21 protein-coding genes are annotated in these 25,355 nt (G+C 62.7%); 8 read left to right on the top strand and 13 right to left on the bottom strand.

Annotated features, from left to right (window positions below; all coding sequences use genetic code 11):
* Positions 1–130 precede the first annotated feature (130 nt).
* Both B0919_RS10080 and B0919_RS10075 read right to left on the bottom strand, forming a co-directional pair.
* Positions 131–2,641 carry a M56 family metallopeptidase gene (locus B0919_RS10080; RefSeq protein WP_078012122.1) on the bottom strand — a complete coding sequence of 837 codons (2,511 nt, stop codon included), beginning with the start codon at positions 2,639–2,641 and terminating at the stop codon, positions 131–133.
* On the bottom strand, positions 2,628–3,053 hold the full coding sequence (locus tag B0919_RS10075) for a BlaI/MecI/CopY family transcriptional regulator (RefSeq protein WP_078012121.1): 426 nt from the start codon (positions 3,051–3,053) through the stop codon (positions 2,628–2,630). Before B0919_RS10075 ends, B0919_RS10080 begins: the two co-directional genes overlap by 14 nt.
* A 215-nt stretch (positions 3,054–3,268) precedes the next feature.
* Here B0919_RS10075 and B0919_RS10070 point away from each other — a divergent pair, with 215 nt between their 5' ends.
* A complete protein-coding gene (locus tag B0919_RS10070; RefSeq protein WP_078012120.1) occupies positions 3,269–3,934 on the top strand; it encodes a hypothetical protein in 666 nt (221 codons plus the stop codon).
* Between the two features lie 2 nt (positions 3,935–3,936).
* Here the strand turns inward: B0919_RS10070 and folB are convergent, their stop codons facing one another.
* The 3 genes from folB to B0919_RS10055 form a co-directional block, all read right to left on the bottom strand.
* The gene (gene folB, locus B0919_RS10065; protein WP_078012119.1) at positions 3,937–4,308 is read right to left on the bottom strand and encodes a dihydroneopterin aldolase; all 372 of its coding nucleotides are present in this window, start codon (positions 4,306–4,308) and stop codon (positions 3,937–3,939) included.
* 242 nt (positions 4,309–4,550) lie between these two features.
* Positions 4,551–5,555, bottom strand: coding sequence for a DivIVA domain-containing protein (locus tag B0919_RS10060; RefSeq protein ID WP_078012267.1), 1,005 nt, complete (start codon positions 5,553–5,555; stop codon positions 4,551–4,553).
* A 115-nt stretch (positions 5,556–5,670) separates the two neighbouring features.
* Positions 5,671–6,603, bottom strand: coding sequence for a WD40 repeat domain-containing protein (locus tag B0919_RS10055; protein WP_078012118.1), 933 nt, complete (start codon positions 6,601–6,603; stop codon positions 5,671–5,673).
* A gap of 125 nt (positions 6,604–6,728) precedes the next feature.
* On the opposite strand from B0919_RS10055, the gene B0919_RS10050 reads away from it, so the two are divergent.
* Both B0919_RS10050 and B0919_RS10045 read left to right on the top strand, forming a co-directional pair.
* On the top strand, positions 6,729–7,397 hold the full coding sequence (locus tag B0919_RS10050) for a 4'-phosphopantetheinyl transferase family protein (RefSeq protein ID WP_176132980.1): 669 nt from the start codon (positions 6,729–6,731) through the stop codon (positions 7,395–7,397).
* A gap of 16 nt (positions 7,398–7,413) precedes the next feature.
* Entirely contained in the window at positions 7,414–8,019 is a 606-nt protein-coding gene (locus B0919_RS10045) for a redoxin domain-containing protein (protein WP_078012116.1), read from the top strand.
* A gap of 143 nt (positions 8,020–8,162) precedes the next feature.
* Here the strand turns inward: B0919_RS10045 and B0919_RS10040 are convergent, their stop codons facing one another.
* From B0919_RS10040 to B0919_RS10025, 4 genes are all read right to left on the bottom strand, one after another.
* Positions 8,163–9,047, bottom strand: a complete 885-nt coding sequence (locus B0919_RS10040; RefSeq protein WP_078012115.1) for a transglutaminase-like domain-containing protein — start codon at positions 9,045–9,047, stop codon at positions 8,163–8,165.
* 169 nt (positions 9,048–9,216) lie between these two features.
* The gene (poxB, locus tag B0919_RS10035) at positions 9,217–10,953 is read right to left on the bottom strand and encodes a ubiquinone-dependent pyruvate dehydrogenase (protein WP_078012114.1); all 1,737 of its coding nucleotides are present in this window, start codon (positions 10,951–10,953) and stop codon (positions 9,217–9,219) included.
* 78 nt (positions 10,954–11,031) lie between these two features.
* Positions 11,032–11,382, bottom strand: a complete 351-nt coding sequence (locus B0919_RS10030; protein WP_078012113.1) for a low molecular weight protein tyrosine phosphatase family protein — start codon at positions 11,380–11,382, stop codon at positions 11,032–11,034.
* Between the two features lie 5 nt (positions 11,383–11,387).
* A complete protein-coding gene (locus tag B0919_RS10025) occupies positions 11,388–12,695 on the bottom strand; it encodes an Ig-like domain-containing protein (RefSeq protein WP_078012112.1) in 1,308 nt (435 codons plus the stop codon).
* Positions 12,696–13,218: 523 nt separating this feature from the next.
* On the opposite strand from B0919_RS10025, the gene B0919_RS10020 reads away from it, so the two are divergent.
* A complete protein-coding gene (locus tag B0919_RS10020; RefSeq protein WP_078012111.1) occupies positions 13,219–14,703 on the top strand; it encodes a serine hydrolase in 1,485 nt (494 codons plus the stop codon).
* A 477-nt stretch (positions 14,704–15,180) separates the two neighbouring features.
* Here the strand turns inward: B0919_RS10020 and B0919_RS10015 are convergent, their stop codons facing one another.
* The 4 genes from B0919_RS10015 to B0919_RS10000 all read right to left on the bottom strand — a co-directional run bounded on the left by B0919_RS10015 (position 15,181) and on the right by B0919_RS10000 (position 19,350).
* On the bottom strand, positions 15,181–15,633 hold the full coding sequence (locus B0919_RS10015; RefSeq protein WP_078012110.1) for a hypothetical protein: 453 nt from the start codon (positions 15,631–15,633) through the stop codon (positions 15,181–15,183).
* 18 nt (positions 15,634–15,651) lie between these two features.
* The gene (locus B0919_RS10010) at positions 15,652–17,307 is read right to left on the bottom strand and encodes an acyl-CoA carboxylase subunit beta (RefSeq protein WP_078012109.1); all 1,656 of its coding nucleotides are present in this window, start codon (positions 17,305–17,307) and stop codon (positions 15,652–15,654) included.
* A 202-nt stretch (positions 17,308–17,509) separates the two neighbouring features.
* Entirely contained in the window at positions 17,510–18,496 is a 987-nt protein-coding gene (locus tag B0919_RS10005) for an MlaD family protein (RefSeq protein WP_176132978.1), read from the bottom strand.
* 122 nt (positions 18,497–18,618) lie between these two features.
* Entirely contained in the window at positions 18,619–19,350 is a 732-nt protein-coding gene (locus B0919_RS10000; protein ID WP_078012107.1) for an N-acetylmuramoyl-L-alanine amidase, read from the bottom strand.
* Between the two features lie 238 nt (positions 19,351–19,588).
* Here B0919_RS10000 and B0919_RS09995 point away from each other — a divergent pair, with 238 nt between their 5' ends.
* The 4 genes from B0919_RS09995 (at position 19,589) to B0919_RS09980 (ending at position 25,311) form a co-directional block, all read left to right on the top strand.
* Entirely contained in the window at positions 19,589–22,366 is a 2,778-nt protein-coding gene (locus B0919_RS09995) for a putative LPS assembly protein LptD (RefSeq protein ID WP_139362037.1), read from the top strand.
* A 169-nt stretch (positions 22,367–22,535) separates the two neighbouring features.
* Positions 22,536–23,351, top strand: coding sequence for a 3-methyl-2-oxobutanoate hydroxymethyltransferase (gene panB / locus B0919_RS09990; protein WP_078012105.1), 816 nt, complete (start codon positions 22,536–22,538; stop codon positions 23,349–23,351).
* A 302-nt stretch (positions 23,352–23,653) separates the two neighbouring features.
* The gene (locus tag B0919_RS09985) at positions 23,654–24,370 is read left to right on the top strand and encodes an RluA family pseudouridine synthase (RefSeq protein WP_078012104.1); all 717 of its coding nucleotides are present in this window, start codon (positions 23,654–23,656) and stop codon (positions 24,368–24,370) included.
* Between the two features lie 173 nt (positions 24,371–24,543).
* Entirely contained in the window at positions 24,544–25,311 is a 768-nt protein-coding gene (locus tag B0919_RS09980) for an acyl-CoA desaturase (protein WP_078012103.1), read from the top strand.
* The last annotated feature ends 44 nt before the right edge of the window (positions 25,312–25,355 follow it).

Below are 25,355 nucleotides of genomic sequence, written 5' to 3'. Positions count from 1 at the left end.
TGAGGCCCCCCAAAGCGTTGCTTGCCCACCCGAGAATTTATAAAATCCTGCACCGAGCGCGGAAATATGCTATCCAAATGGACGCACTACGGGCCGGCAAGGAAGATTTCCCGGCCGGCCCGTGGCATTATCAATCGGCGTTGACGACGATGTCCATGTTGACTTTGCCGCCCTTCTCGCCGCCCATCAGCTTGCGGTACCGGTCGGCGGTGGCGGCGGGCTGCTTCTTGCCGTTGACCACCATTTCGCTGCCGTTGAGGCGGAATTGAAAGCTGCGGTCGGCCTCGCCGATCAGCCCGTCCTTGCGCAGCTCATCGGCCAGGTTTACACCGTTGACCATGGTGGTGCGCAGGCGCGGAGCCCGTGGGGCCCGCGGCGGGGCCGGGGGCACCGGTGCTACGCCGGCGCGAGGTGCCCGCGGCGCGGCCGGTGGCAGCGGCGGTGCCACGTTGCTGCCGCCGTTGTCCGAAATCCAGGTGTGCGAGTTGTTGCTGCTGCGGCCGATGCTCAGCTTGCCCGTGGCGCCCAGGCCACGGCCGTTGGCGCTGGCCCAGCGGTCCAGGTACTTGCGGCGCACGCTTTCGGGCTGCTCCACGCCGTTCACGGTCATTTTGCTTTCCGACAGCTGCAGCTCGAAGTTCTTCTCGTCCTTGATCAGGCCTTCGCTGCGCAGCTCGGCCACAAACTGTTCCTCGATGCGGCGGGCGCGTTCCTCCCGCTCCCGGGCTCGTTCTTCCCGCTCACGTGCCCGCTCTTCGTTCACTCGGGCGCGTTCCTCGTTCTGGCGGGCACGCTCTTCGCTGCGGCGCGCCAGCTCTTCGTTACGCCGGGCGCGCTCTTCGTTCAGGCGGGCGCGGGCGTCGTTGTCCCGCTCACGCATTTCTTCGTCCCGGTCGCGCAGCTCGTCGCGCTGGTCGTGGATGCGGTCCAAGGCGTCTTCGATTTTGTCGCGCTCATCCTCGCTCAGGTCGCGGTCGAGTCGCGCTTTCAGCAGCGACTTTTCGGCGTCGGCCAGGGCCTGGCGCTGCACGTCCTGCCAGTGGCTGCTGTGGCCCAGCGTTTTCAGCCGCACGAGCTGCTGCGCATTCAGGTCCAGCGCCTTGAACTGCTTTCTGAACTCGGCTTCGTTGAATTTCTGATCGTACTTGTAGTCAAACTTGAAGTCGCCGGGCTCCAGGCGGGCATAGGTATCCAGCGGTACGCGGATGATCTGCGTGCTGACATCCTTGCCGGCTTTGCCCCCGCGTCCATCAGCGGCGTTGGTTTCCACACGCTGCCCGTTGACGTACAGCTCCGTGACGCGGCCTTTCTTGTCTTTCTCGATAACGACGGTGCTGGGGTTGCCGCGGCGGCCGTTGCCATCCACTACCACCACTTGGTTGCTCGTGTCTTTGCGCTTGTTTTTGCGCTTACGCTTGTCGTCATCGTCGTCAGCGGGAGCCGCCGGGACCAGTTCCGGCCGCACCGGCACTTCCCACGAGGCGGGCACCACCGGTTCGTCGGCGCATACTTCTTCGGGCTGCACTACTTCCCGCAGGAAAGGCTTCAGCACGGTGTTGCGCAGCAGGCGCGGGGCTTCGGCGGTCAGGCGAGGGTTGGCCAGCGCGGCGGCAGCCGTGAAGGAAAGCATCATCAGCCCCACGATAACCACGCAGGCGGCCATAAAGCCCTCGGTAAACGTGGGCGCCGTGCGGCCCTGCACGAGGCGGCGTACCCGCGTCAGCAAGGAGCCTTTCGGACCCACAGCGGCCATGGTCAGGCGCGGAGCCACGGCGCGCTCCAGGCCCAGCTCGGCCAGGGCAGCCAGGGCCCGGGCCAGCACCAGCGGGTCGCCGCAGAGGGAAGCGGCCACGTCGTCGCAGCAGTTTTCGCGCTCCGAGCGCAGCGTAGTCGTCAGGAACCACACGGCCGGGTGGTAGAAAAACAGGATTTCGGCGACGGATTGCAGCAGGTTGATGAGGTAGTCGCGGCGCACCACGTGGGCCAGCTCGTGGGCGAGGATGGCCTCCAGCTGCAGAGCCGATAGGCCCGCCACGGCGCCCAGGGGCAGCAGAATTATGGGCCGCAGGTGGCCTACTACTACCGGCACGCGCACCAGCGAGGATTCCATCAAGGCTACCGACTTATCGAGGCCCACGCGCTCAGCCAGCGCATTGAGGCGGTTTTGCCAGAGCAGGCCCAACGGCCGGGTGCCGTAGTGCCGCAGGCGCTGCACGTAGGCCAGTCCGCCGAGCAGGCGCAGCGTCATGGTGAGCAGGCCCAGGAACCACAGCGCCACGAGCAGCGGCAAGTGGTGCTCCACGTAGCGCAGCACAGTTTTGGTGCTCAGCGGGCCTTCCACGGCTGCCACCGGCGCGGCTAGTTCCACGCTTTCCGTGGCTACGGCAGATAAATCTGCTGGCGCAGCGGCCGGCAGCCCCGTCCAGTAGTAACGCAGGAAGGTGACGCCCGCCAGCAGCAGCAGCAGCCCGAGGGCAACGGCCGTGACGCGGTAGCGCACCTGCGCCGAGTGCCGGCGCAACACGAGCATCAGCCCGCCCAGGGCCAGGGCTACCACGGCCCCTTGCCACAACGAGTGCAGAATGGTGTAGCCCACGGCGCGAACCAGCGTGGGCGTCAGCAGATTCTCAAGCCAGTTCATCGGAAGCGTCGGTTGTGGGTGGAGGCGGGGTCTGTGGGTCGATGTTGTCGAGTAAGTCGCGGATCTGATCCAGCTCTTCGCGGGTGGTGCGGCGGTTGCCCAGGGCCTGCTGCACCAGCTTCAGGGCCGAGCCGCCGAAGGCCGCTTCCAGCAGACGGTCGATGATCTGCCCCTGGGTTTCCTGCTCGCGCAGGGCCGGGCGGTACACGTGCGTGCGGCTGCTGTCGTCGCGCGTCACGATGCCCTTTTCGTGCATCAGCTGCAGCAGCTTCAGGGTGGTGGTATAGCCCACGTCGCGCCGCTTGCTCAGCTCGTCATTGACGAAGCGTACGGTACTCGGGCCGTGCTGCCAGAGCACCTGCAAAATCTCCAGCTCCGATTCCGTCGGGCGCGGTATGTTTTTCTTAGTCATCGGGGTAAGTCAGCCTTTACGAATGGCTTCGTAGCAAACATATACGAAACACATCGTAGATGTCAAGTATTTGCTACGAATTATTTCGTGAAAGCACGTAATATAGACCGTGCCAGATACAACAAGGCTGCGTGCAGCTTCCTGATTTACCGCCAAATAACTCTACAAACCTTCTCTCCTGCGTTTGCTGCGCTATTACTACTTTGCCGCTGCTTATGGCCAACGTCACTTCTGCCTCCTCCCCTGCACTCGACCACTTCCGCCAAGAGTTCTTCGACCCAATTGATCAGTACCTGGCTTGGCACGACGGCTACGACGCCAACACCGCTGCCCTCGACGCGCTGACACCGGCCGAACAAGCCGTAGCCGAGCAGGAACTGATAGCCGGCCTGCAAGCCCGCACCGCCGACTCACGCGCCATCATTGGCCTGGGCCACCTGCGCAGCCGCGCGGCCCTGCCGGTACTCCACGAGTTTCTAGCCTCGGCTGGGGCGTACGCGCTTCCCGCCATTGCCCGCATCGACGCGAAGGCCCTCGACGCGACGCGGCTCAATGCCCTGCTCCGCTCCAAGCTATCGGAGTTTACACTGCTGGATGTGCTGGTCGGGTTGCGCCTGGGGTTTACGCTGGCGCAACTGCCCGCCACTATTCCGGCTACGGTGCTGGCCCTGATTGCTCACAAAGACTATCTGGTGCGCTACCACGCCCTGGCCACGCTGCGCCATCTGTACCAGCTGCCCGGCCCCGCCGCCGACAGTACCGACCTTGGGCAAGCGGATCACCTTTTCGAGTTGATCTGCTCCGACAAAAAGAGCCGTCATTATTGGGAAGCCCAGGAGCTGATTCGGGCGCAGATCAGGGAGCAGGGTTATGCGGTGTAGCCTTACATAGCCGGCTGGGGCCGCTTGCGCTTCAAGGTCACGCGGGCACGCTGGCAGATACCGCCCACCGGCGGGTTGAACTTCGACACGCTTACTTCCACCCAGCGCACGTGCCCGAACTCGTGCATCACCCGGTCGATGATGCGGTGCGCTAGGTGCTCCAGCAGCCGCGCGGGGGCCTGCATTTCCTCGGCCACCACGCGGTAAAGCACCTCGTAGTTGACGGTTTCGGAGAGGTGGTCGGTGCTGCCGGCCCGGTACAGGTTGGTGCGCACACGCAGGTCCACACCGTACTTGTTGCCGATTTTCTGTTCCTCGTCGTAGTAGCCGTGAAACGCGAAGAATTCGAGGCCTTCCAGTGCAATCTGACCCATTGGCGGTGAAATAGTGAAGTGGTGAAATGGTGAGTTGACGGCCGGCGCCGGCCCACGGCTGACTGCTTTGGGGCCTGCCTCCTTTCAATACCGGCAAAGGAAGCAAAAATGCCCTCCCCGCGGGCTCGTGCGGCCAACCGCTTAAAACAAGTAGTGCCACAGCTTTCAGGCCGTGGCACTACCTAGACGATATTCGTCCACAAAAATCCGTGGAATCTGAAAAATCCGCCTAAACTCGTGATTTAAATTTCGTCGAAGAACGACTTCTCCGCTTCGGCGGCTACGGCCGGGGTGGCGGCAAAGCCGGGGTGCGGCGAAGGCTGGGGCGCAATTTCGGGGGAGGGCGGCCCTACCGGCTGGATATCCGGCTGCGTCGGCTCGATGCGAGGCTCCACCGGATTGGGGACGGTAGCCGGCTCGGGCTGGTAAATGCGGCCGGGGTCGGCCACGCCGGGGTTTTCGCGCGGCTCGCTGGGGCTGATTTCGGGGTGCGAGGGGGAGCCCGGCTGGGGCTGCCGGCCCGGCTGCGGCCCAATGGGGCGGCTGGTCGGCTCGAAACCCACGGCGCTGCCACCGGTAGCGGCAGCTGGCGCGGGAACGTAAGCGGTAGAGGAACCGGAGGAAGAGGAAGCAGGCACGTACATAGCGGCGTCGGTTGCGGGCGAGGCGGGTTCCTCGCGAGTAACCTTTACGCTGGCAGCACGCGAAAGGATAGCCGCCACCGAGTCGCGCGGCCGCTCCTCAGCCTTGGCTACTTTTTCCTGCACATCGGTGGCCAGTTGGTGCAGGTCGCGCACGAGGCTGTCGTACACGCCTTCGAGGCGCTGGTGCTCCTGGCCCAGCACTTTCACCTCGCGCTGCATGTCGGCAATGGCTTTTTCGGCGTGCTTATAGGCTTCGTCCACCACCGAGCGGGCCTTCTGCCGGGCTTCCGACAGCATCTGCTCAGCCTGCATCTTGGCTTCGCGCAGCTTGAGGTCGGCGCCTTTCTGGGCTTGGTCCACGATGCTGCTGCTCGTGTCTTCGGCCGTTTTGAGGGTGCGGTAGAGGGAGGTTTCCACCTCGCGCATGCGCTGCACGTCCTGCTGGGCCTGCTCCAGCTGGCGGCGCAGCTCGCGGTTTTCGTCGGTCATCCGCTCCCACTGCTGCGAGAGGGTCAGCAGAAAGCCGTCTACTTCGTCTTTGTCGACGCCGCGAAAGGCGCGTTCGAAGGTTTTCTGGCGGATATCGAGGGCGGTAATTTTCATGATGCTGGTATTAGGTATGGAGTACCGGGCATTGAGCAAGCGGGAAAAAGTGCAGCGGCGCCGCCGGATTTTCGGCACCAACCCAACTGACTTTGCACGTGCTGCTCAATACCAACTACTCGGTGCTGACCTGCCAAATGGCCAGGCTACGGTCGTCGCTACACGAAACTAGCCGATTCTGCCGCCCCGACCAAAACAGGCGGTTCACCGAGGTGCCGTGCCCGGCGTGCCGCGCCCGATCCACCACGCGCAGCAGGCGGCCCGAGGCGGCGTCCCACAGCTTGATGCTCTTGTCCATGCTGCAGGTGGCCAGCAGCTGCCCATCGGGGCTGAAGGTGAGGTGATTGATGGCAAACAGGTGCGCCACCACGGTAAAGGCTTCGCGGTAGCCATTGGCGGCGTCGTACACGCGCAAATGCGCATCGCGGCCGGCCGAATACAACAGGTTGCCGGTGGGATGAAAAGCTGCGGTGAATACCGAATTGGTGGCATCGGTGAGCGTGTGCTTCACGGCCAGCGTGTCGGCGTCGAGGATGCGCAACCGGTGGTCGGAGCTGCCCACGGCCAGCTCGTTCCGGGCTTCGTGCAGGCTAAGGCAGCGCAGGCTTTTGTCGCTGAGGCGCAGCAGGCGCAGCACGGCAAAATCGGTGGTGCGCAGTACCGCCAGCGTGCCGTCGCCGAGGGCCACGTACAGCCGCTCCCGCGCGGCGGAGTAAGCGAAGTCGAAGATGGGTGCGGGCGGCAGCGCGGTGGCGTGCAGCAGCGCTTTGTCCTCCAGCCCGATTACCTGTACGCCCTGGTAGTTGTGGCCGATGATGAGCTGCTGCCGTGCCGGCTCGTAGTGCAGCGCGTACACTGAATTCTCGACGCGGGCCATGAGCTGTCCGTCCTGCTCGGGCTCGTCCACGCTCCAGGCGACGACCAAGCCATCGGCCCCGGCCGAGTAAAAGGTGGCTTCCTGCGGGTGGCCGGCCAGCGCGTACACGCAGTCGCGGTGCCCGGTCAGGGCCGCTAGTTTCTGTACTTGCGGGCGGGTGGTAGCAGTCATGGGCGCGATGAATCGGAGCGGCGCCGGCCAGGCTGGTGCCGCCGCAAAAGTACAGCCGCCGACCCGGCCGCACCGTAGTTGGGCTTAAATTCACGTCCTTCGGACTGTTTTCGCCCCCGTTTGCCGTGCCGCTTCACCGCCTCATCGACCTGCCTTCCGCCTCCGCCCGCCTCGGCCTCTGGCACCTTACCGAGTCGGTGGAAGAGCTGCTGACCCAGCTACCCAATGCAGCCACGTACGCCGGGCTGCTGCCCGCAGGCCGCGACCCGGAGCGCCCGCGGCAGTGGCTGGCTGGCCGCGTGCTGGCGCATGCGTTGCTCAGTGAGCTGACCGACGCACCGGCCTCGGTGCGCAACGACGAGGTTACGCGTCAGCCATTTATCCCCGAATTACCCGCATTTGGCGTGTCGTTGTCGCATTCCGGCGAATGGGCCGCGGCGCTGCTGACCACCGATGGGCGCGTTGGCATAGATGTTGAACTAGTGCGGCCCAAAGCCCGGCAACTGGCCCGCAAGTTTCTCTCCGAAACCGAGCTGCTCGACGCCGGCCCCGACGATGTAAAACACAGCCTTTACTGGAGCGCCAAGGAAACGCTCTACAAGCTTTACAGCCGCCGCCGGCTCCTGTTCAAGGAGCACATTCAGCTGGAGCCCTTCGCCCTGACTGCGGCCGGCACCCTCACCGGCCACCTGCTTCCGCCCGACGAGCCGCCTTCCCGGCACCAACTTGGCTACGAGCTGCTACCTTCGGGCTGCGTGCTTACCTGGTGCCTCTCCCCTACTTCTTCCCGCTGATTGTCAGCCCGCCCATATGTCTTTTCGCCGCTTTTCCCTGCTCGCCGCCGCTTTGCTACTCACGGCCACCGTGGCCGTTACCACGGCGCGGGCCCAGACTGCGCTGGTATCCGATTTCACGCTGAAGCGCGCCGATAACTCGGCCGTTTCGCTTAGCTCTTTCACGGGCCGTAAGGCCGTGGTGGTGGTATTTACCAACCCCGCCTGCCCTTTTTCGCGCCTGTACCAAAGCCGCCTGAGCAGCCTCAGCAGCACCTACGCCGCACAGGGCGTGGAATTCCTTTTCGTAACGGCGCCCATCAACCTGGAGCAGACGGCCGAAACCCTGAACTCGGATAAGCTGAAGGTGAAAACCTCCGGCGCCGACGTGAGCTACCTCACCGACGAAGGCCTGAAAGCTATCAGCCTGCTCGGCGTCACCAAGACGCCCGAAGCCGTGGTGCTGCAGCCGGTGGCGGGTGGCTTCACGGTGCGCTACCGCGGCGCCATCGACGACAACCCGCAGATGGAAGCCTACGCCAAGGAGCACTACCTGAAAAGCGCCATTGACGCGGTGGTAGCCGGGCAGTCGGCCGCTATTGCCGAGAAGCGCGCTTCCGGCTGCCTGATCAAGCGCAACTAAGCCAACCCAGGCAAATTGCCTGGCATCCTGAGCCAAAAGCAAAGGACCTTATCACTGCTGAACGACCATCGTTGTCACGATTCGTTCACGCGTGGTAAGGTCCTTTCTTCGTCAGGATGACAGGCGTTATGCTTTCAGTCCTTCTACTCTTCGTCCGGCTCGCCTTCTTCGCTGCTGGGGGCGGGCGTTTCTTCCCCCGTTAGAATAGCGAGCAGCATGCTGACTTCGGCGGCTTTTTCCGGCTCCTGCATCTTCTCGAAGCTTACGGAGAGGTTGCGCAGGGCCCGGCGCACGATGTCGAGGTGCGAGCAGGGCTCGAAGAAGATATCGTTGGCGGGCAGGTTCAGCTGCGCCACGTAGTGCTCAATGTCGGTGCGCGTCAGGATCAGGCCGCGGTTGTAGCAGTTGATGTAGAACGGCTGGTGCTGCTCTTCCTCGGGCTTATAGGTCAGGATGAAGAGGTTGGGCAGGTTCACGCCGTACACGGGCAGCTTCAGGCGCTGGGCCACCAGCAGGTATATCACGCACAGGGTGAGCGGATTGCCGCGGCGCGTTTCCAGCACCAGGTGCAGCATGGAGTTGGCCGGCGCATGGAAGTTCTGGGTGTTGGCGGCGAAGCGGTGCACCTTGAACAGCACGTGGTTCAGGGCCCGCACCTGGTCGATGGGGCCCATTTCGGCCGACATCAGCGTCCAGGCCTCGTAGCGCAGCTGCTCGATGGCGCGGTTCAGCGCCTGCAAATCCGCGTCGGGGTACTGGTACTTGTTGATGAGCCACATGCCCTCCAGCAGGTTTTCGCCGCCGGAGTCGCGCCACACGCGCAGGCGCTCCTTCAGGCCCGCAAACTGCAGGTCGTGGATGAGCTCCTCGAGGCGCTGCTGCTGCTCCGGGTCGAGGCTTTCCTCCCACGATTCTTCCAGAAACGGAATCACGCTTTCGCCCAGCTCGTGGATGCGCCCTTCGATCTGGGGCCGGATTTCGGCGTCGTCGAGCAGCGAGATAAGGGCTTTGATTTCTTTGTTAGTCATTCAGGTATCGGTGCCAAAGCAGGTTCCCAGGGTTGTAGCGCCGCTTCGTCCGTCTTCAAAGGTAAATGATAATCGGCCGCTGCCGCGCCTGTTGAGCTCAGCAGCGGCCGATATAGGACCGCGTTAAAACACCGGCAGCGAGCTGGAAAGTGCCCGCGGGCGGCCTTCTTCAGCGCAGCAGGTTGCTGGTGGCCAGGTCCAGCACTTCGTCGCCGCGGCCGTTCATGATGGCTTTGACCATGTACAGGCTGAAGCCCATGGCCTGTTTCCGGTCGATGGTGGGCGGCATCGACAACTCGGCGCGGTTCACCACCACGTCCACCACCACCGGACCGTCGTGGGCCAGGGCCTCGCGCAGCTGGGCAGGCAGCTCGCCCGGGTCTTCGATGCGGATGCCGCGTACGCCGGCCGCTTCGGCCATGGCAGCGAAGTTGGGGTTCTGCAGCTCGGTGCCGTATTCGAGCAGGCCGGCCGCTTTCATTTCCAGCTCCACGAAGCCCAGGGAGCTGTTGTTGAAGATGACGATTTTGACAGGCGTGCGCAGCTGGCGCAGCGTGAGAAAGTCGCCCATGAGCATGGCAAAGCCGCCGTCGCCGCACAGGGCAATGACCTGCCGCTCGGGGTGCGTGAGCTGGGCGCCGAGGGCCTGGGGCATGGCATTGGCCATGGAGCCGTGGTTGAAGGAGCCGATGAGGCGGCGCCGGCCGTTCAGGTGCAGGTAACGGGCGGCCCACACGGTAGGCGTGCCCACGTCGCAGGTAAAAATGGCGTCGGAGGTGGCTAGCTCGTTGATGGTGCGCGCCAGGTACTGCGGATGGATGGGCGTTTTGCCGGGGGTGCCGGTGGCCAGGTCATCGAGGTTTTCGCGTGAGTCGCGGTAGTGCGCCAAGGCCTTGTCGAGGTGGGCGCGGTCGGTTTTGACCTGCAGCTGCGGCAGCAAGGCCCGCAGGGTGGCGCCCACGTCGCCGATCAGGCCAAACGCCACGCGGGTGCGCCGCCCGATATGCTCGCCGCGGATATCCACCTGAATGACCTTGGTAGCGTCGTCGGCGGGTAGAAACTGGCGGTAGGGAAAATCGGTGCCGAGCATGAGCAGCACTTCGCAGTCCTTGATGGCGTGGTAGCCCGAGGCGTAGCCCAGCAGGCCGGTCATGCCCACGTCGTAGGGGTTGTCGTATTCGATGAACTCCTTGCCGCGCAGCGCGTGCACGATGGGTGCCTTCAGGGCCTCGGCTACCTCTAGCAGCTCGGAGTGGGCGCCGGCACAACCGGCACCGCCCAGGATGGTCACTTTTTCGGCGCCGTTGAGCATGGCGGCGGCCTGGCGCACGTCCGTGTCGGCGGGCACGAGCAGGGCCGAGCGGTTCAGCACGGGCAGGGCGGGCTTCAGAGCGGGCACTTCCACGTGACCAAAGTCGCCGGGGATAATGACCACGGCCACGCCGCGCTGGGTGAGGGCCGTTTGGATGGCTATTTCCAGCACCCGCGGCATCTGGTCGGGGTGCACGATTTCCTCGCAGTAGCAGCTACACTCCTGGAAAATTCGGGTGGGGTGCGTTTCCTGGAAGTAGCCGCTGCCGATTTCGCCGGTGGGAATCTGGGCGGCAATGGCCAATACGGGCACGCGGCTGCGGTGGCAGTCGTAGAGGCCGTTGATGAGGTGGGTATTGCCGGGGCCGCAACTGCCGGCGCACACGGCCAGCGTGCCGGTCAGGTGGGCTTCGGCGCCGGCAGCGAAGGCGCCGCTTTCCTCGTGGCGCACCGGTACCCACTGGATGTCGTCCTGCCGGCGGCTGATGACGTCGGTAATGGCATTGAGCGAGTCGCCCACCACGCCATAAATGCGCCGTACGCCGGCGGCTACCAGGGTATCCACCGTCATTTCGGCTACAGTTGTCTTGGCCATAATCTTCGCTTCGGTTGAATTGAAGGCTATACGCAAGCGGGCGGGCCCGGGTCCGGTCTTTTTACCCGTAGTGCCAGCTCAGCCCAGCAGCCCGCGGCGGTACACGTCCTCGAAGCGCTGCTGCAGCATGGCTACCAGCTCGGGCTGCTGGTAGTCGTACTCATCGGGAATGTATAGGCAGACGATGTGCTTCTGTGCGTAGACCTGCGGAAACTGCTTACGAATGGCGCTGCGGTGGGCTTTTTCCATTACCACCACGGCGTCGGCCCAGGCCAGCAGCTCGGGCGTGAGCACCTGCCGGGCCGTGGCTGCCGTGCCCGCCGACTGCACCTCGAAGCGCGCATCGTGGCGGTACAGCTCGTGGGCGGTGGCGCTGCGCATGCGGTTGATGGTGCACACGAACAGCACTTTCAACCTGGCTTCGGCCATAACTGCTAGCGGGTTTTGAAGCGCACGGTGTAGGCCTCGCGCAGCGGGTAGCCGTCCTGCGACTTGAAGCCGCGCGGCGTCACCACAAACTCGTACTCGTGGTTGGGCTGCAGCTCCACGTCCAGCGTGAAGGTTTTGCCGTCGGGCGAGAAGCCCACGGGGTTTTTCAGCGGGAAGTACTCCTGGCCCCGCTCACTGGGCGCAAACGAGCGGCCCTGCAGGTCCATGGCGCGGTCGAACTGCAGCACCAGCTGCCGGACGGCTGGGTCCACGTTGGTGGCGCCGTTGGCGAAGGGCAACAGCTGCGTCAGTACCGGGTAGCGGGCCTGCTGCGCGGCCACCAGGGCGGCTTTGTCCCAGCCCTCGGGGTAGTAGCCCGACTGCTTCAGGAAGCTTTCCACCGCCTCGGGCTGGGAGTAGTCCAGCTCGATGATGTCCTTGATGGCTTTGCGCTTGTCTTTGGCTTGGCTGTAGTAGGCCTTGTGAATGGCGTAGCCCATGAAGTAGCCTAGGTCGGCCACAGTCCGGGCGCTGGCGCCATTGTAAAGCCAGTCGCGCTGGTCGTCGCCGAACATTTCCTGCTTGAACTTGGCCCGCAGCTCGGCCTCGTGCGCGGCACCGTACGCCAAGTAAGCCACGCGCAGGGGCTGCCGCATGGCCAGCTCGGCCACAAAGTCGCAGGCGCCCTCGTGCAGGGAATTGGCCAGCAGCGTGGTGCCTTCGCCGCGCTGCTGGGTGTGCACGTACTCGTGCACGTTCAGGGCCACCACGTTGTCGAGCGACTGGTGCTGAAACACCGTGGCCAGCCACTTGTCCGAAAATTCAGATACGTCGGTCCGGGCCGTACCGGTGGCTATTTCGGTCCCAATCAGCACCATCGTGCCGTCCACCGTGCCGCCGGAGCGCAGCGCGCCGACGGTGAAGTACATCTGTCCGTCTTTCAACTCGGGGTAAAGGCGGCGCAGATGCTGCACGCCCCGCTCGATATCTTTTGTCTTCGTTTTTACTGCCAACGTGTTGGGCCGCACCGAAGCCCAGAACTTAGGGTACTTGTTGATTCGCTCCACCCACAGCGCGGCCGAGTAATTGCGCGCTTTCATGAAGGCGGCCAGCCCCGCGCTGCCCCGGTCCACGTACAGGCGCTGCATAAATGCCAGCTGCCGGGCGGGGTCGGGGGTGCTGCGCACGCTGTCGTAGGCCTGCCAGAAGTGGTCGACGTCGGCGGTGAAGACGGTTTGCGCTGCGGCTTTTTGCGCCGTAGCGGGTAGCACGCCGGCGGCCAGGCCGCAGGCACCAAGGAAAGCTCTTTTCATGGTAGCACAAACGTATCGTAGCCGCACGGGGCAACCGGGACGAAAGTAGAAGATATTCATCCCAATGGCGCAGAACTTTATGGAGTAGGCTCAGAGCAACACAGAAGCATAACCTTACGGCAACGCCCAGCACACACGCATGCCTGACCTTTGCGGCGAGTGAAGTGCTGCGCCAACGGGTGGGCGGTACTTGCTAAACGTGCAAAGCCCCGGCCCGTGTGGGAGCCGGGGCTTTTGTGTTACCGGGCAGTCGTTTCACTGGCGAGAAAACCAGCACCTCCCCAGCCACACTTTTCGCCGGATCGGCAAGATGCCACGGGCTCTGATGTGGAGCTTTGCTTTTCTCAGTTACAATACGCCGTCCACTGATGAAATACCAAATTTTATCAGACTGTCTCTTAAGCTTCTACGGCCGCCCGCAGGCGGTGGGGCAACGCGAAGCTTCGGACGACCATCTGCCGTCTACATTCGCCCTTCAGCCTGCCACGCCGACGCTTTTCCTTACTCCGCCTCTCTCTCCGCCATGAAAAACTACCGACTCCCCCACTGGCTGCGCACTGCTGGCGCGGCACTTATCATCGTGCTGAGCAATGCCTCGGCGGGCTTGGCCCAGGCAACTCCCGACAGCGTGGATGTGCTGGTGCGCCGGGCCATGCAGCAGCTGCGCATTCCGGGCGTGCAGCTGGCGGTGGTGCGCCATGGTCGCGTCGAGAAATTGGCGCAGTACGGGCTGGCCAACGTGCAGGACTCGGTGCCCGTTACGCGGCAGACGCGCTTTTTCCTCAACTCGATTACCAAGGCTTTCGTGGGTGTGACGGCCATGCAACTGGTGGAAGCCGGCAAGCTCGACCTGGCCGCCCCCATCGGCCGCTACCTGCCCGAGTTGCCCGCCACTTGGCACCCCGTCACGGTGCGGCAGCTGCTCACGCACACTTCCGGCCTACCCGACATCATGCCCGAGGACGCGCTGGTGACCGAAAACAACGAAAAAGCCGCCTGGGCTCAGGTGCAAACCCAGCCGCTGGACTTCCCCGCGGGTCAGCAGTTTGCCTACAACCAAACCAACTACCTGCTGCTGGGCAAGCTGATCGATAAGCTCAGCGGCCAGCCCTTCGCCGAGTTTATCCGGCAGCGGCAGCTCGATGTAGTGGGCATGCCCCGCACCTCCTCCGGCGACGCCCATGACGTGCTGCCCCGCATGGCCCGGGGCTACACCTTCACCCAGTACATCGACGGGCAAGTGCGCCGCGGCAAGGAGATGCGCAATTTGTTCGAGGTGTTTCCGCCTTCCCTGCGCACGGCGGCGGGTATGAGCTCCACGGCCGAGGAAATGGCCCGCTGGCTGATTGCCCTGCAACAAGGCAAGTTGCTGCAACCCACCAGCCTGCCTGTGCTCTGGACGCCCGGCCGCCTCAACAACGGCACTACGCGCAGCTTCGGCGGTAAGCTCACCGGTTACGCCCTGGGCTGGCCCACCGTCGATAGACCTGAGCATCCGGCCGTGGCGCCGGTGGGCGGCGGCCGCTCCGCCGTGTTCCTCTACCCCAAGGATGATTTAGCCTTCGTCGTACTTACCAACCTGCAAGGCGCCAGCCCCGAGCGGTTCATCGACGCGCTGGCCGCCTGCTACCTGCCCGATATGCAGGTGGCCGATGGCTTCGGCCTGCCGCCCACCCTGCGCGCCCTGCACCGCACGCTGCGCCAGCGCGGCTTCAGCCACCTGGAGGAAGAAGTGAAGAAGGCTCGCCGCAAGGACCCGGCCTACGCCCTGCCCGAGCAGGCCGTCAACGCCTGGGGCTACTCGCTGGTGGAGCTGGGCCAACTGGCCGACGCGCTGGCCGTGTTTCAGCTGAACGTGCGCCTATACCCCGGCAGCGCCAATACCTACGACAGCCTGGCCGAAACCTATGCCACCATGGGCAACAAGAAGCTGGCTACGCAGCACTACGCGAAGGCATTGGAGCTGAACCCGAAGAACCGTGCGGCTGCCGAGTACCTGAAACAATAAACCCCAGCGCCTAATAGTAACCGCCCGGCAACGCCCGGTTCACGTTGCCGCCCAAGCTTTAACGGCGAGCGAGGTGACATGCTTTGGGTGAGTGGTAAAGCGCTGAATGCAAAACGCCCCGGCTGGCCGGGGCGTTTTGCGTTGTCTGCTTGGCTTATTCCACCGGCCAAGCCGGCGCTATGTCGTCGGGCTACACGGCCAGCACCTGCCCGTCGCACGAAGTAAATAAAGCTCCTGCGGCCGCGTGAGCATCAGCCGCCCCGCCTGCACGCTCACCGTCTCGGGCTACTCTGGCGAAAGGCCCAGCGCTGGTTCGTTGAAATGTACTCGCAGCAGTCGAGCAGTAAGGGCAGTAGGGCGTAGGCGGCGGTGGTTTTGCCCGCGCCGTTGCAGCCGGCAAGGAGGTAGATGTGCTTCATCCTATAGCAAGGTATTTACAAATAAAACGCTCCACCTGAGCAGGTGGAGCATTTCCGGTTATATGTCATAGCTAGTCCGCCAGCTTGCCGAAGGTGGTGCTGAAAGGATGGTCCAACGCACCTCTAGTTCAGCTTCATCGGCTTGTTTTATCTGCTCATCTAGACCAAAAAATTCGGCTTGAGCTATCAGGACGTTATTCTCATCAATTACTAGCTGATGATTAAGGCGCCGTTGTAACTCTTCTCCTTTCTCCCCGTCTTCAGGTAAGAACGGATGATGCTCAGCGCCAACCAAACCTGCTCGAAAAGCAGCGTCGTATTTGCGCCACAAGGTCCATTGCTCAATTTCCTGTTCAAACGCCTCGTTCGATATCGGGCTCAATTTGAACCAGTCGACGCCTTGCGTGAAGATATCCACGCACTGGCTTTCGAAGTAGCAGGGCTGCCCGTTGTACGTGGCCACCCCACCCCTTATGCCGTCGTACCAGTCAAAGGAATACAGCCTGTCCATTGGTAGCCACTCTGCGTTTCATACCTGAATCACCCCCACGTTGTACGCCTTTTCAATCGGGGCGTGGTTGGCCATGCTGATGCCTTCGGAAATTACCTTGCGCGTTTCCAGCGGGTCGATGACGGCGTCCACCCAGAGGCGGGCAGCGGCGTAGTAGGGCGAGAGTTGCTCGTCGTAGCGGGCCTTGATCTTGTCGAACATTTCCTTTTTGGCCTCCTCGGTGAGCTGTTCGCCCTTGCCCTCGGCCGCAGCCACTTGAATCTGCAGCAGCGTGTTAGCCGCGGCGGCCCCGCTCATCACCGCTAGCTGAGCGGTAGGCCAGGCTACGATCAGGCGCGGGTCGTAGGCTTTGCCGCACATGGCGTAGTTGCCGGCGCCGTAGCTGTTGCCGATGATGACCGAGAACTTCGGCACCACGGAGTTCGACATGGCGTTGACCATCTTCGCCCCGTCCTTGATAATGCCGCCGTGCTCCGACTGCGAACCGACCATGAAGCCCGACACGTCGTGCAGAAACACCAGCGGAATGCGCTTCTGGTTGCAGTTCATGATGAAGCGCGCCGCCTTGTCGGCCGAGTCGGAGTAGATAACGCCGCCCATCTGCATGGCGCCCTTCTTGGTCTTCACGATTTTGCGCTGGTTGGCCACAATGCCCACCGCCCAGCCGTCGATGCGCGCAAGGCCGCAGATCAGGCTTTGGCCGTAGAGGTCCTTGTAAGGCTCAAATTCCGAGTTGTCCACGAGCCGCCTGATGATGTCCATCATGTCGTAGGGCTTCACCCGGTCGGCGGGCAGCAGGCCGTAGATTTCCCGCTCGTCTTCGGCCGGAGACTGGGGAGCCTTGCGCGAGAAGCCGGCCGTGGGCTGGGCCCCGAGCTTGTCGAAGATGTTGCGGATGTGGTCCAGGCACTCCTCGTCGCTGCTGAACTTGTAGTCCGTCACGCCCGAAATTTCCGAGTGCGTGGTAGCCCCGCCCAGCGTCTCGTTGTCGATGGATTCGCCGATGGCCGACTTCACTAGGTAGGAGCCCGCCAGAAACACCGAGCCCGTCCCGTCCACAATCATGGCCTCGTCGGACATAATCGGCAGGTAGGCCCCACCAGCCACGCACGGGCCCATGATGGCGGCCAGCTGTACAATGCCCATCGACGACATTACCGCGTTGTTGCGGAAGATGCGGCCGAAGTGCTCTTTGTCGGGAAAGATTTCGTCCTGCATGGGCAGGTACACACCGGCCGAGTCCACCAGGTAGATAATCGGCAGCTTGTTTTCGATGCTGATTTCCTGGGCGCGCAGGTTTTTCTTGGCCGTGATGGGGAACCACGCTCCAGCCTTCACCGTGGCGTCGTTGGCCACGATGACGCACTGCCGGCCCTGCACGTAGCCGATTACCACGACTACGCCGCCGCTCGGGCAGCCGCCTTCCTCCTTGTACATGCCCTCGCCGGCGAAGGCCCCGATTTCGATGGTTGCCGAGCCTTTGTCAATCAAGTACTCAATCCGCTCCCGCGCCGTGAGCTTGCCCTTGGCCTTGTGCGCGGCAATGCGCTTTTCGCCGCCGCCGAGTCGGACTTTCTCCAGGCGCTTCTGCAGCTGAAAATTCAGCTGCTTGAGCTGGTCTTCGTTTTTATTGAATTCGAGGTCTTGGCGGGTGGGAGCAGCAGTCGGGTTCACGGGAGTGGGAAGCAGTTGGGGAAAGGGAACGGACGCCGGGGAGGCGTATTTCAAAGGTAAGCTATTTAACGCATCAACCTAACGAGTGTTAGGAAGGTTGCAGAAAAACCTCTTGCCCGCTGCCTGGCCCGTTATTTTCGCTGCCAGACACAAAAAAGCCCGCGCTGTCGGCACGGGCTTTTCGGCGTTGGTCTTGTTGAGGTTAAGGACGCACAGCGGTATCTACGGGCGTGGTAGTTTGCTGCGTTACGGTTTTGGTTTCGCGCTCCACCGAGCCGTCGGGCTTCCGCTCGGTTTCGGTCTTCTTCTTTTCCTTACCGCCCCCGCCGAACACGGAGAAGTGCACGTAGCGCTTGGGGTTGGCTTTCAGGTCGACGAGCAGCGCGTTGGCCGAAGCCGAGGTGGCGTTCAGGTTGGTGTAGAGCGAATCGTCGTTGATGAGCTTGCCGAGCGACCCTTTCGTGGTCGTCAGCGACTGGTTCAGCTGCTTCATGGCCACCTGCGCCTGTCCCACGGTGGTGTTCAGGTCGCGCACGGTTTTGGCCAGCGGCGCGCGCTTAAGCGTGTCGGTAATGAGGGCCAGATTGGTGGCTACTTGGTCAAACTTGCGCTCCGTCACGGTCAGCGAGGAGCTCAACTTAGCCATGTTAGTGGTAATCTGGTTGATGTTGCGCTGGTTAGCCACCAGCAGGTTGCGCAGCGCCTCGGTGGTAGCCTGCGAGTTGAGCAAGGTTTGCTGAAGGCTCAGGCGGGCTTCCTTGCTCAGAAACTGGTTGACTTTGATCAGCGTCGAGTCGGCAGTACCGAGCACCGAGCCGGCTTTGGCCTGAAAGGCGTCGGTGATGCTGGCCGGCGCGAAGGCGCGGATTTCCTCACCACCGTCGAAGATTTTGGTGTTGCGGCCCTGGCGCAAGTCGATGGTTTTGGACCCCAGCAGCGAGCCGCCGAGCACGGCCAGCGTGGAGTCGCCGACTTCCACGCGCTTCTGTATTTCGAGGGCCACGCGTACCTGGTTGCGCTGGCCGAGCACCAGTTCACGACTTTTTACCTGCCCCACGGGCACCCCGTTGAGCAGCACGGCCGCCCCATCATTGAGGCCATCCACGTTGCGGAAGGTGGTGTAAAAGGTGCGGTCGGAGGAAAAGACATTGCTGCCTTTCAGGAATCGAAAGCCAACAAACAACGCCACAAGGGCAACAATGGCCAGGAGGGCAACTTTGGCTTCTTTGGACACGGCGAGGGGGAGCGACGAGAGAGGGAGATAAAGGAGGCAGGGCAGCGCCGCGGCGCAAGATGGCAAGCAGCGGCCACTTAATCGGCAGCGCTGCTGGCTTCCAGGTCCTGCTTGTACTTGCGAAACGCGCGGTAGATACCCGAGGCCATATACGACTGTCCAGACTTATCGTTCAAGTACCGCTCCTCGGTGGGATTGGTCAGGAAGCCCGCCTCGATGAGCACCGAAGGCATGGTGGACTTCCACAGCACCAGAAAACCGGCCTGCTTCACCCCGCGCGAAGTGCGCCCCACAGAGGTGCGAAACTCATGGTCGACCTTCGCAGCGAAGCGCAGGGAGTTGTCGATGTGGGCACTCTGGTAGAGCGAAAACAGGATGTGCGACTGCGGCGAGCGGGGGTCGAAGCCGCTGTAGCGCTCCTTGTAGTTGTCTTCCTGCAGGATTACCGCGTTTTCGCGCTTGGCCGTGGCCAGGTTGGCTTCGGTTTTGTGCGGGCCCATGGTCCACACCTCCGTGCCGTGCGCTACCGAGGGGCCAGCGTTGCAGTGCACGGAGATAAACAGGTCGGCGTTGTTTTTGTTGGCAATGCCCGCGCGGTCGGCCAGCTCCACAAACTCATCGGTCTTGCGGGTGTACACCACTTTTACCTCGGGCATATTCTCCTCAATGAGTTGGCCCAGCTCCAGGATGATCTTGAGCGATACGTCCGCCTCGCGGGCCGACTGCCCGGCGCAGCCCCGGTCCTTGCCGCCGTGACCGGCGTCGAGCACCACGGTGCGCAGGCGATAACCGCCCGTAGAAGGCACCACGTGGCTCCTGGGGGCGCTGGTGGAATCGGGTTGTTGCGCGACGCTCGCCGCCGAGCTTACGCCCAACGCCAGCAAGGCAGTGCCGAGAAGGACAATATTCCGCACGGAGTTCGTTAGATGGGGCGGCTACCCGCTATTTTTGCACTCTTAGCCACAAAATAAAGCAAATCTGCTCTTCGTGACTCTTTCCGCGGTGCATATTCAAACGCTATGCCGCAGTGGGTGGGCGCTTCGCTCTGTGCGTACGCTTTCCTTGCTGTTCAGTTATTGCCTGCTGACCACGGTGGCAGTGGCGCAGCAGCGCCCCGTGCCGCGGCCCGGCGGGGCCGTTCCGCCTACCGCTCCAGCCACCGTCCGCCCCGATACCGCCCGTACCGGCGCCGACTCTCTGCGCGTAGGCGTGAAGCCCAAGGGCGACATCGAAACCACGGTGACGTACCAGGCCAAGGACTCGATTCGCTTCAACGTGCAGGAAAAGCGCGCCGTGCTCTACAACAAGGCCAGCGTAAACTACGGCGAGATGGACCTGAAAGCGGGCGTCATCACCGTCGACTACAGCCAAAACCTGCTCACGGCCGAGGGCCAGGCCGACTCCACGGGTAAGGTGCGCGACAAGCCTGTGTTCAAGGACGCGGCCGAGACCTACCAGGCCGGGCGCATTGCCTACAACTTCAAGTCGAAGAAGGGCAAGATTTCGGAGGCCATTACCCAGCAGGGCGAAGGCTACATCCACGCCGAAGTGGTGAAGAAAAACGAGCTGAACGAAATCTACGGCTTGCACGGGCGCTACACCACCTGCAACCTGGAGCACCCGCACTTCTACATCAATTCGACCAAGATGAAGGTGGTGCCGCGCAAAAACGTGGTGACCGGCCCCTTCAACTTGGTTATCGGCGACATTCCCACGCCGCTGGGCTTTCTGTTCGGCTACTTTCCCACCCCGGGCAAATCACGTGCTTCGGGCCTGATTATCCCCACCTTCGGGCAGGCCATCGACCGCGGCTTTTACCTGACCAACGGCGGCTACTACTGGGCTGTCAATGAATACATCGGCGCGCGCGTGACGGGCAGCTTCTACGCCGGCAACCTCGACGCCACCGGCGGCTGGGGCGTGAATGCCGACATGACGTACCGCAAGCGCTACCGCTACGACGGCCGCCTGGAGTTTAGCTACTCGCGCCGGCCCGCCACGGCCATTCTCGGCGGCACTGACCTGACCGCCAACAACAACGCGCGCCGCACCATCAAGCCACGCACGTTCTGGCTGAGCTGGTCGCACACGCCTACGCCAAGGCCCGGCGGCGGCCGCTTTTCGGCCAACGTGCGCACCGGTAGCCCGGAATACAACCAGCAGAACTCGCTGGACGTGCGCAACTACCTCACGCCGGCCTTCAACTCCTCCATTAGCTACTCCAAGCAGCTGCGCAACCTGCCCATCAACTACGCCATTCAGGCCAGCCAGGACCTGAACACGCTCACGGGCACGGTGAACCTGACGCTGCCCGACGTGACCGTGGGCGTGCAGCGCCAAAACCTGTACCGGTTGTTTGGCTTGCCCCAGCGCGACCTGTGGTACGAGCAGTTTGCGGTGGACTACCAATTCACCGGGCAGAACCGCATCACCAACACCGAAGCCGCCCGCTCGCTCAGCACCGGGTTGCCGCTGATCGGCGGCCTGGCTACCTCGCGCAATATCCCGGTGCGGCTGAACAACCTCTCGCCGCTGCTGCGCAACGCCCAGACGAACATCCTGCACCGCTTTGGCATTTCGCTGGGCAACTACACCGTGCTGCGCCACCTCTCGTTTGCGCCCTCCATCAACTACAGCTCGGCCTGGTATTTCAAGCAGCTGACCTACAAGTACATCCAGGAAGCCCAAGCCATACGCATCGATACCGTCCGCGGCTTCTACCCCGTCAATAACTACTCCGGCAGCGCCTCGCTCTCCACCAACCTGTACGGCACTATCAACCGCCGACCGGGCCGCAAGATCCAGGCCCTGCGCCACCGCGTGGCCCCGAGCCTGAGCTACAGCTACTCCCCCAACTTCTACGCCGACCCTTACTACTACCAGGACCCGTACAACGTAAGCTCCCGTTTCTCGCTGCCGGCCGACGTGCTCAACACCAGCGGCCAGGAGTTTACGCGGGCCCAATTCTCGCGCTTCCAGGGCTTTGCCGGGCAGCAACCGGGCGGCGGCCAGGTCAGCCAGCTGAGTTTCAGCCTGCAGAACCAGGTGGAAATGAAGGTGCGCAACAGCAACGACACCACCGGCAACGAGCCGTTCAAGAAGGTCAGCCTGATCGACGGGCTGGACTTCAGCACCGGCTACAACTTCGCGGCCAACGCCTTCAAGCTGGCGCCGCTTGCGGGCAGCTTCCGCACGCAGGTAGCCCAGAAGCTGAACATCCTCGTGTCGTCGTCGCTGAACTTCTACCAGCGTGACTCCACGGGCACACTCATCAATGAGTACCTGTGGAACCAGCCCAAGCCGCGCCTGGCCCGCTGGGACAACGCGTCGGCGCAGCTCACCTACCAGTTCGACAGCAACCGCCGCTCGGGCCAACCCGCCAACCGCGCCCAGCGCGTGGCTCCCGCCAACGACCCGGTGCTGGGCAACCCCAACCAGCCCGATTCCTACGTCGATTACCTCGACTTCTCCATTCCGTGGACGCTCAATGCCTCGCTGGGCGCCCTTTACCAAGACCCGGGTCCGCGCATCGCCCGCGCCGGCATCACGCGCCCGCGTTCCTGGCCCACCGTGTCGATGAACGTGAGCGGCGAGATTAAGCTGACCGACAAGATGCGCGTCAGCTACACCTCGGGCTACGACTTCGTGTCGCGCCGAATCACCCTGACGCAGCTCAACTTCTTCCGCGACCTGCACTGCTGGCAGATTACGGGTAGCTGGACGCCCTTCGGACCTATTCAGGGCTTCAACGTCACCATCGGGGCCAAATCGGCGCTACTGCAGGACCTGAAGCTGAACCGCAACCGCACCTTCCTCAACCGCTAACGGTTCCGGGCGCCTTGCCTACCGCGTGCCCGCTTTCCACCCGGAAAGCGGGCACGCGCTTTTAACACCTGCGGGCTACCTGCGCACGAGCGGTTCTAATTGCCAAAAAAGCCGCAGTTTTACGGCCCCGCCCCCGGCGGATTATGGTACCCTTACTTTCCTGGCAGGCATGTCCCAACACAAGGAAATCAAACGCGTGACCACGCACCAGCTGCTGGCCATGAAACAGCGCGGCGAGAAAATCTCCATGCTCACCGCCTATGATTACTCCATGGCCAAAATCCTGGACGGCGCCGGCGTCGACGTGCTGCTGGTGGGCGACTCGGCCTCTAACGTAATGGCCGGGCACGAAACCACGCTGCCCATCACGCTGGACCAGATGATCTACCACGCGGCTTCCGTAGTACGGGCGGTGGGCCGGTCCTTCGTGGTGGTGGATATGCCTTTTGGCTCCTACCAGGGCAATTCGTCGGAGGCACTGCGCTCGGCCATTCGCATCATGAAGGAGTCGGGCGGGCACGGCATCAAGCTGGAAGGCGGCGCCGAAATCAAGGAAAGCATCATTCGCATCCTGACGGCCGGCATCCCGGTGATGGGTCACCTGGGCCTCACCCCGCAGAGCATCTACAAGTTCGGCACCTACACCGTGCGGGCCAAGGAAGAAGCCGAAGCCCAGAAGCTCATCGAGGACGCCAAACTGCTGGAAGAGCTGGGGTGCTTTGCGCTGGTGCTGGAAAAGATTCCCTCCTCCCTGGCCAAGCAGGTAGCCGAGCAGCTGACCATCCCGGTTATCGGCATTGGCGCAGGCCCCGAGGTAGACGGGCAGGTGCTGGTGGTGCACGACATGCTGGGCATCACGCAGGAATTCAAGCCGCGTTTCCTACGCCGCTACGCCGAGCTGGGCGACCTGATGCACCAGGCCGTGACGCAATATGTGTCGGACGTGAAGAGCCGCGAATTTCCCACTGAGAAAGAAGCCTACTAGCTTTTCCGGCGTGCCAGCCTACTCCAGGCCGAGGCACCACACCGGCTGCTGAACGACGCGTAAAATTTTGCGGCGCCGCGCTCCAACAAGGACGCGGCGCCGCTGTTATTCGCGGTGGTTGGGGGGGTCGTCTGCGGACCCAACGGGTCGGCGGCACAATGCAAGTCCGAACTCTGTCGTTTATTTGCAGTTACCGTCGGTCGGTGCGGCAACCGGCTCCCGCAGTGGAGCGCGCGTTTGTTGCTGAAAGTTGACTTATTCCGAGCCCGCCCCGCCGCCTTTACCTTTTCCGGACTCCGCTAGTGAACAGACCTGCCATCTGGTCAGAGCAGAAAGAAATTCTGTTCGAAGACAACCACCTGCTCATCGTCAATAAAACCGCCGGCACGCTGGTGCAGGCCGACGAAACCCGCGACGAGCCGCTCTCCGTGAAAGCCGCCGAGTACCTGCGGCTGAAGTACAAGAAGCCCGGCAACGCCTTCATCGGCGTGTGCCACCGCATCGACCGGCCCGTATCGGGCATCGTGGTGCTGGCCAAAACCAGCAAGGCCTTAAGCCGGCTCAACGAAATGTTCCGCGACAACCTGATGCACAAAACCTACTGGGCACTGGTGGGCAAGATGCCGCAGCAGCCCGAAGGCAACCTAGTGCACTGGCTGCTGAAGGACCCGATGCGCAACGTGACCAAGGCTTACCCGCAGAAGCACCCGCAGGGCCAGCGCTCCGAGCTGAACTACAAGGTACTGGGCCAAGTAGGCCACCGCTACCTGATCGAGGTCAACCCCATCACCGGCCGCCCGCACCAAATCCGGGTGCAGCTGAGCACCGGCTTGGGCACGCCCATCACCGGCGACGTGAAATATGGAGCCATGGCCCCATTGCCCGACCTGAGCATTGCCCTGCACGCCCGGCGGCTGCGCTTCAAGCACCCCGTCACGCACCAGGAAATGGACATCGTGGCTCCGCTGCCCGACGCAGAGGTGTGGGACCCGATTCGTAGCGGCGAGCTGGTAAACTAGCTCAACAAACGCCCGCCGGTGAACGATATGCGCCGCGTTGCGCTTTAAGCGGCACTGACAAAAGTCATTTTGCCGAACTTTGCCGGTGCACTACGTTTGTGCTTCGCTTGAACCAAACGGCCTTTGACGCGTTTAGGCGTCAAGGCTTTACCACATTTTTTCCACACCGCTTCATGCCGATCCTGCTGTTTTTCGTCGGGCACTGGTACCTGTCGCTCTTCGTGCAGACGTTTTACCTGCACCGTTACGCGGCCCACAAGATGTACACCATGAACCGTTTCTGGGAGCGGTTCTTCTTCCTGCTGACCTACCTGGCGCAAGGCTCGTCGTACCTCTCGCCGCGGGCTTACGCGCTGCTGCACCGCATGCACCACGCCTACTCCGACACAGAGAAGGACCCGCACTCCCCCCACTTCTCGTCGAATGCCTTCACGATGATGTGGAAGACGAAAAACATCTACAACTCGGTCCTCAACGACGAGTACGAGCTGGCCAAGCGCTTCGAGGGCGACTACCCCACCTGGAGCGCCCTGGAGCGTATCGGCGACCATTGGGTGTCGCGCGTGGGCTGGGGCACAGCCTACGTACTGTTTTACGTGGCCTTCGTGCCGGCCAGCATGTGGTACCTGTACCTGCTGCTGCCCTTCCACTTCCTGATGGGCCCGGTCCACGGCGCCATCGTAAACTGGAGCGGCCACAAGTACGGCTACCAGAACTTCGACAACAACGACAAGTCGCGCAACTCGCTGTTCTTTGACTTCCTTACCGGCGGTGAGCTGTTTCAGAACAACCACCACAAGCTGCCCATGCGCGTCAACTTTGGTGTGAAGTGGTGGGAACTGGACCCGACCTACCCCGTCATCTGGACGCTGGATAAGTTCGGCATCATCCGCCTGAAAAAGCAGGCCTCGGCCCAGGAGCCGGAGCGCATGGCGGCCTAGGCCTAAACTGCCCCAACAAAAAGCCCGCGACTTCGGTGAAGTCG

Source organism: Hymenobacter sp. CRA2 (genome assembly GCF_002007105.1).
Lineage (GTDB): Bacteria > Bacteroidota > Bacteroidia > Cytophagales > Hymenobacteraceae > Solirubrum.
The sequence above is the reverse complement of the archived record's forward strand: the minus strand, read 5'-3'. Positions and strand labels throughout refer to the sequence as shown.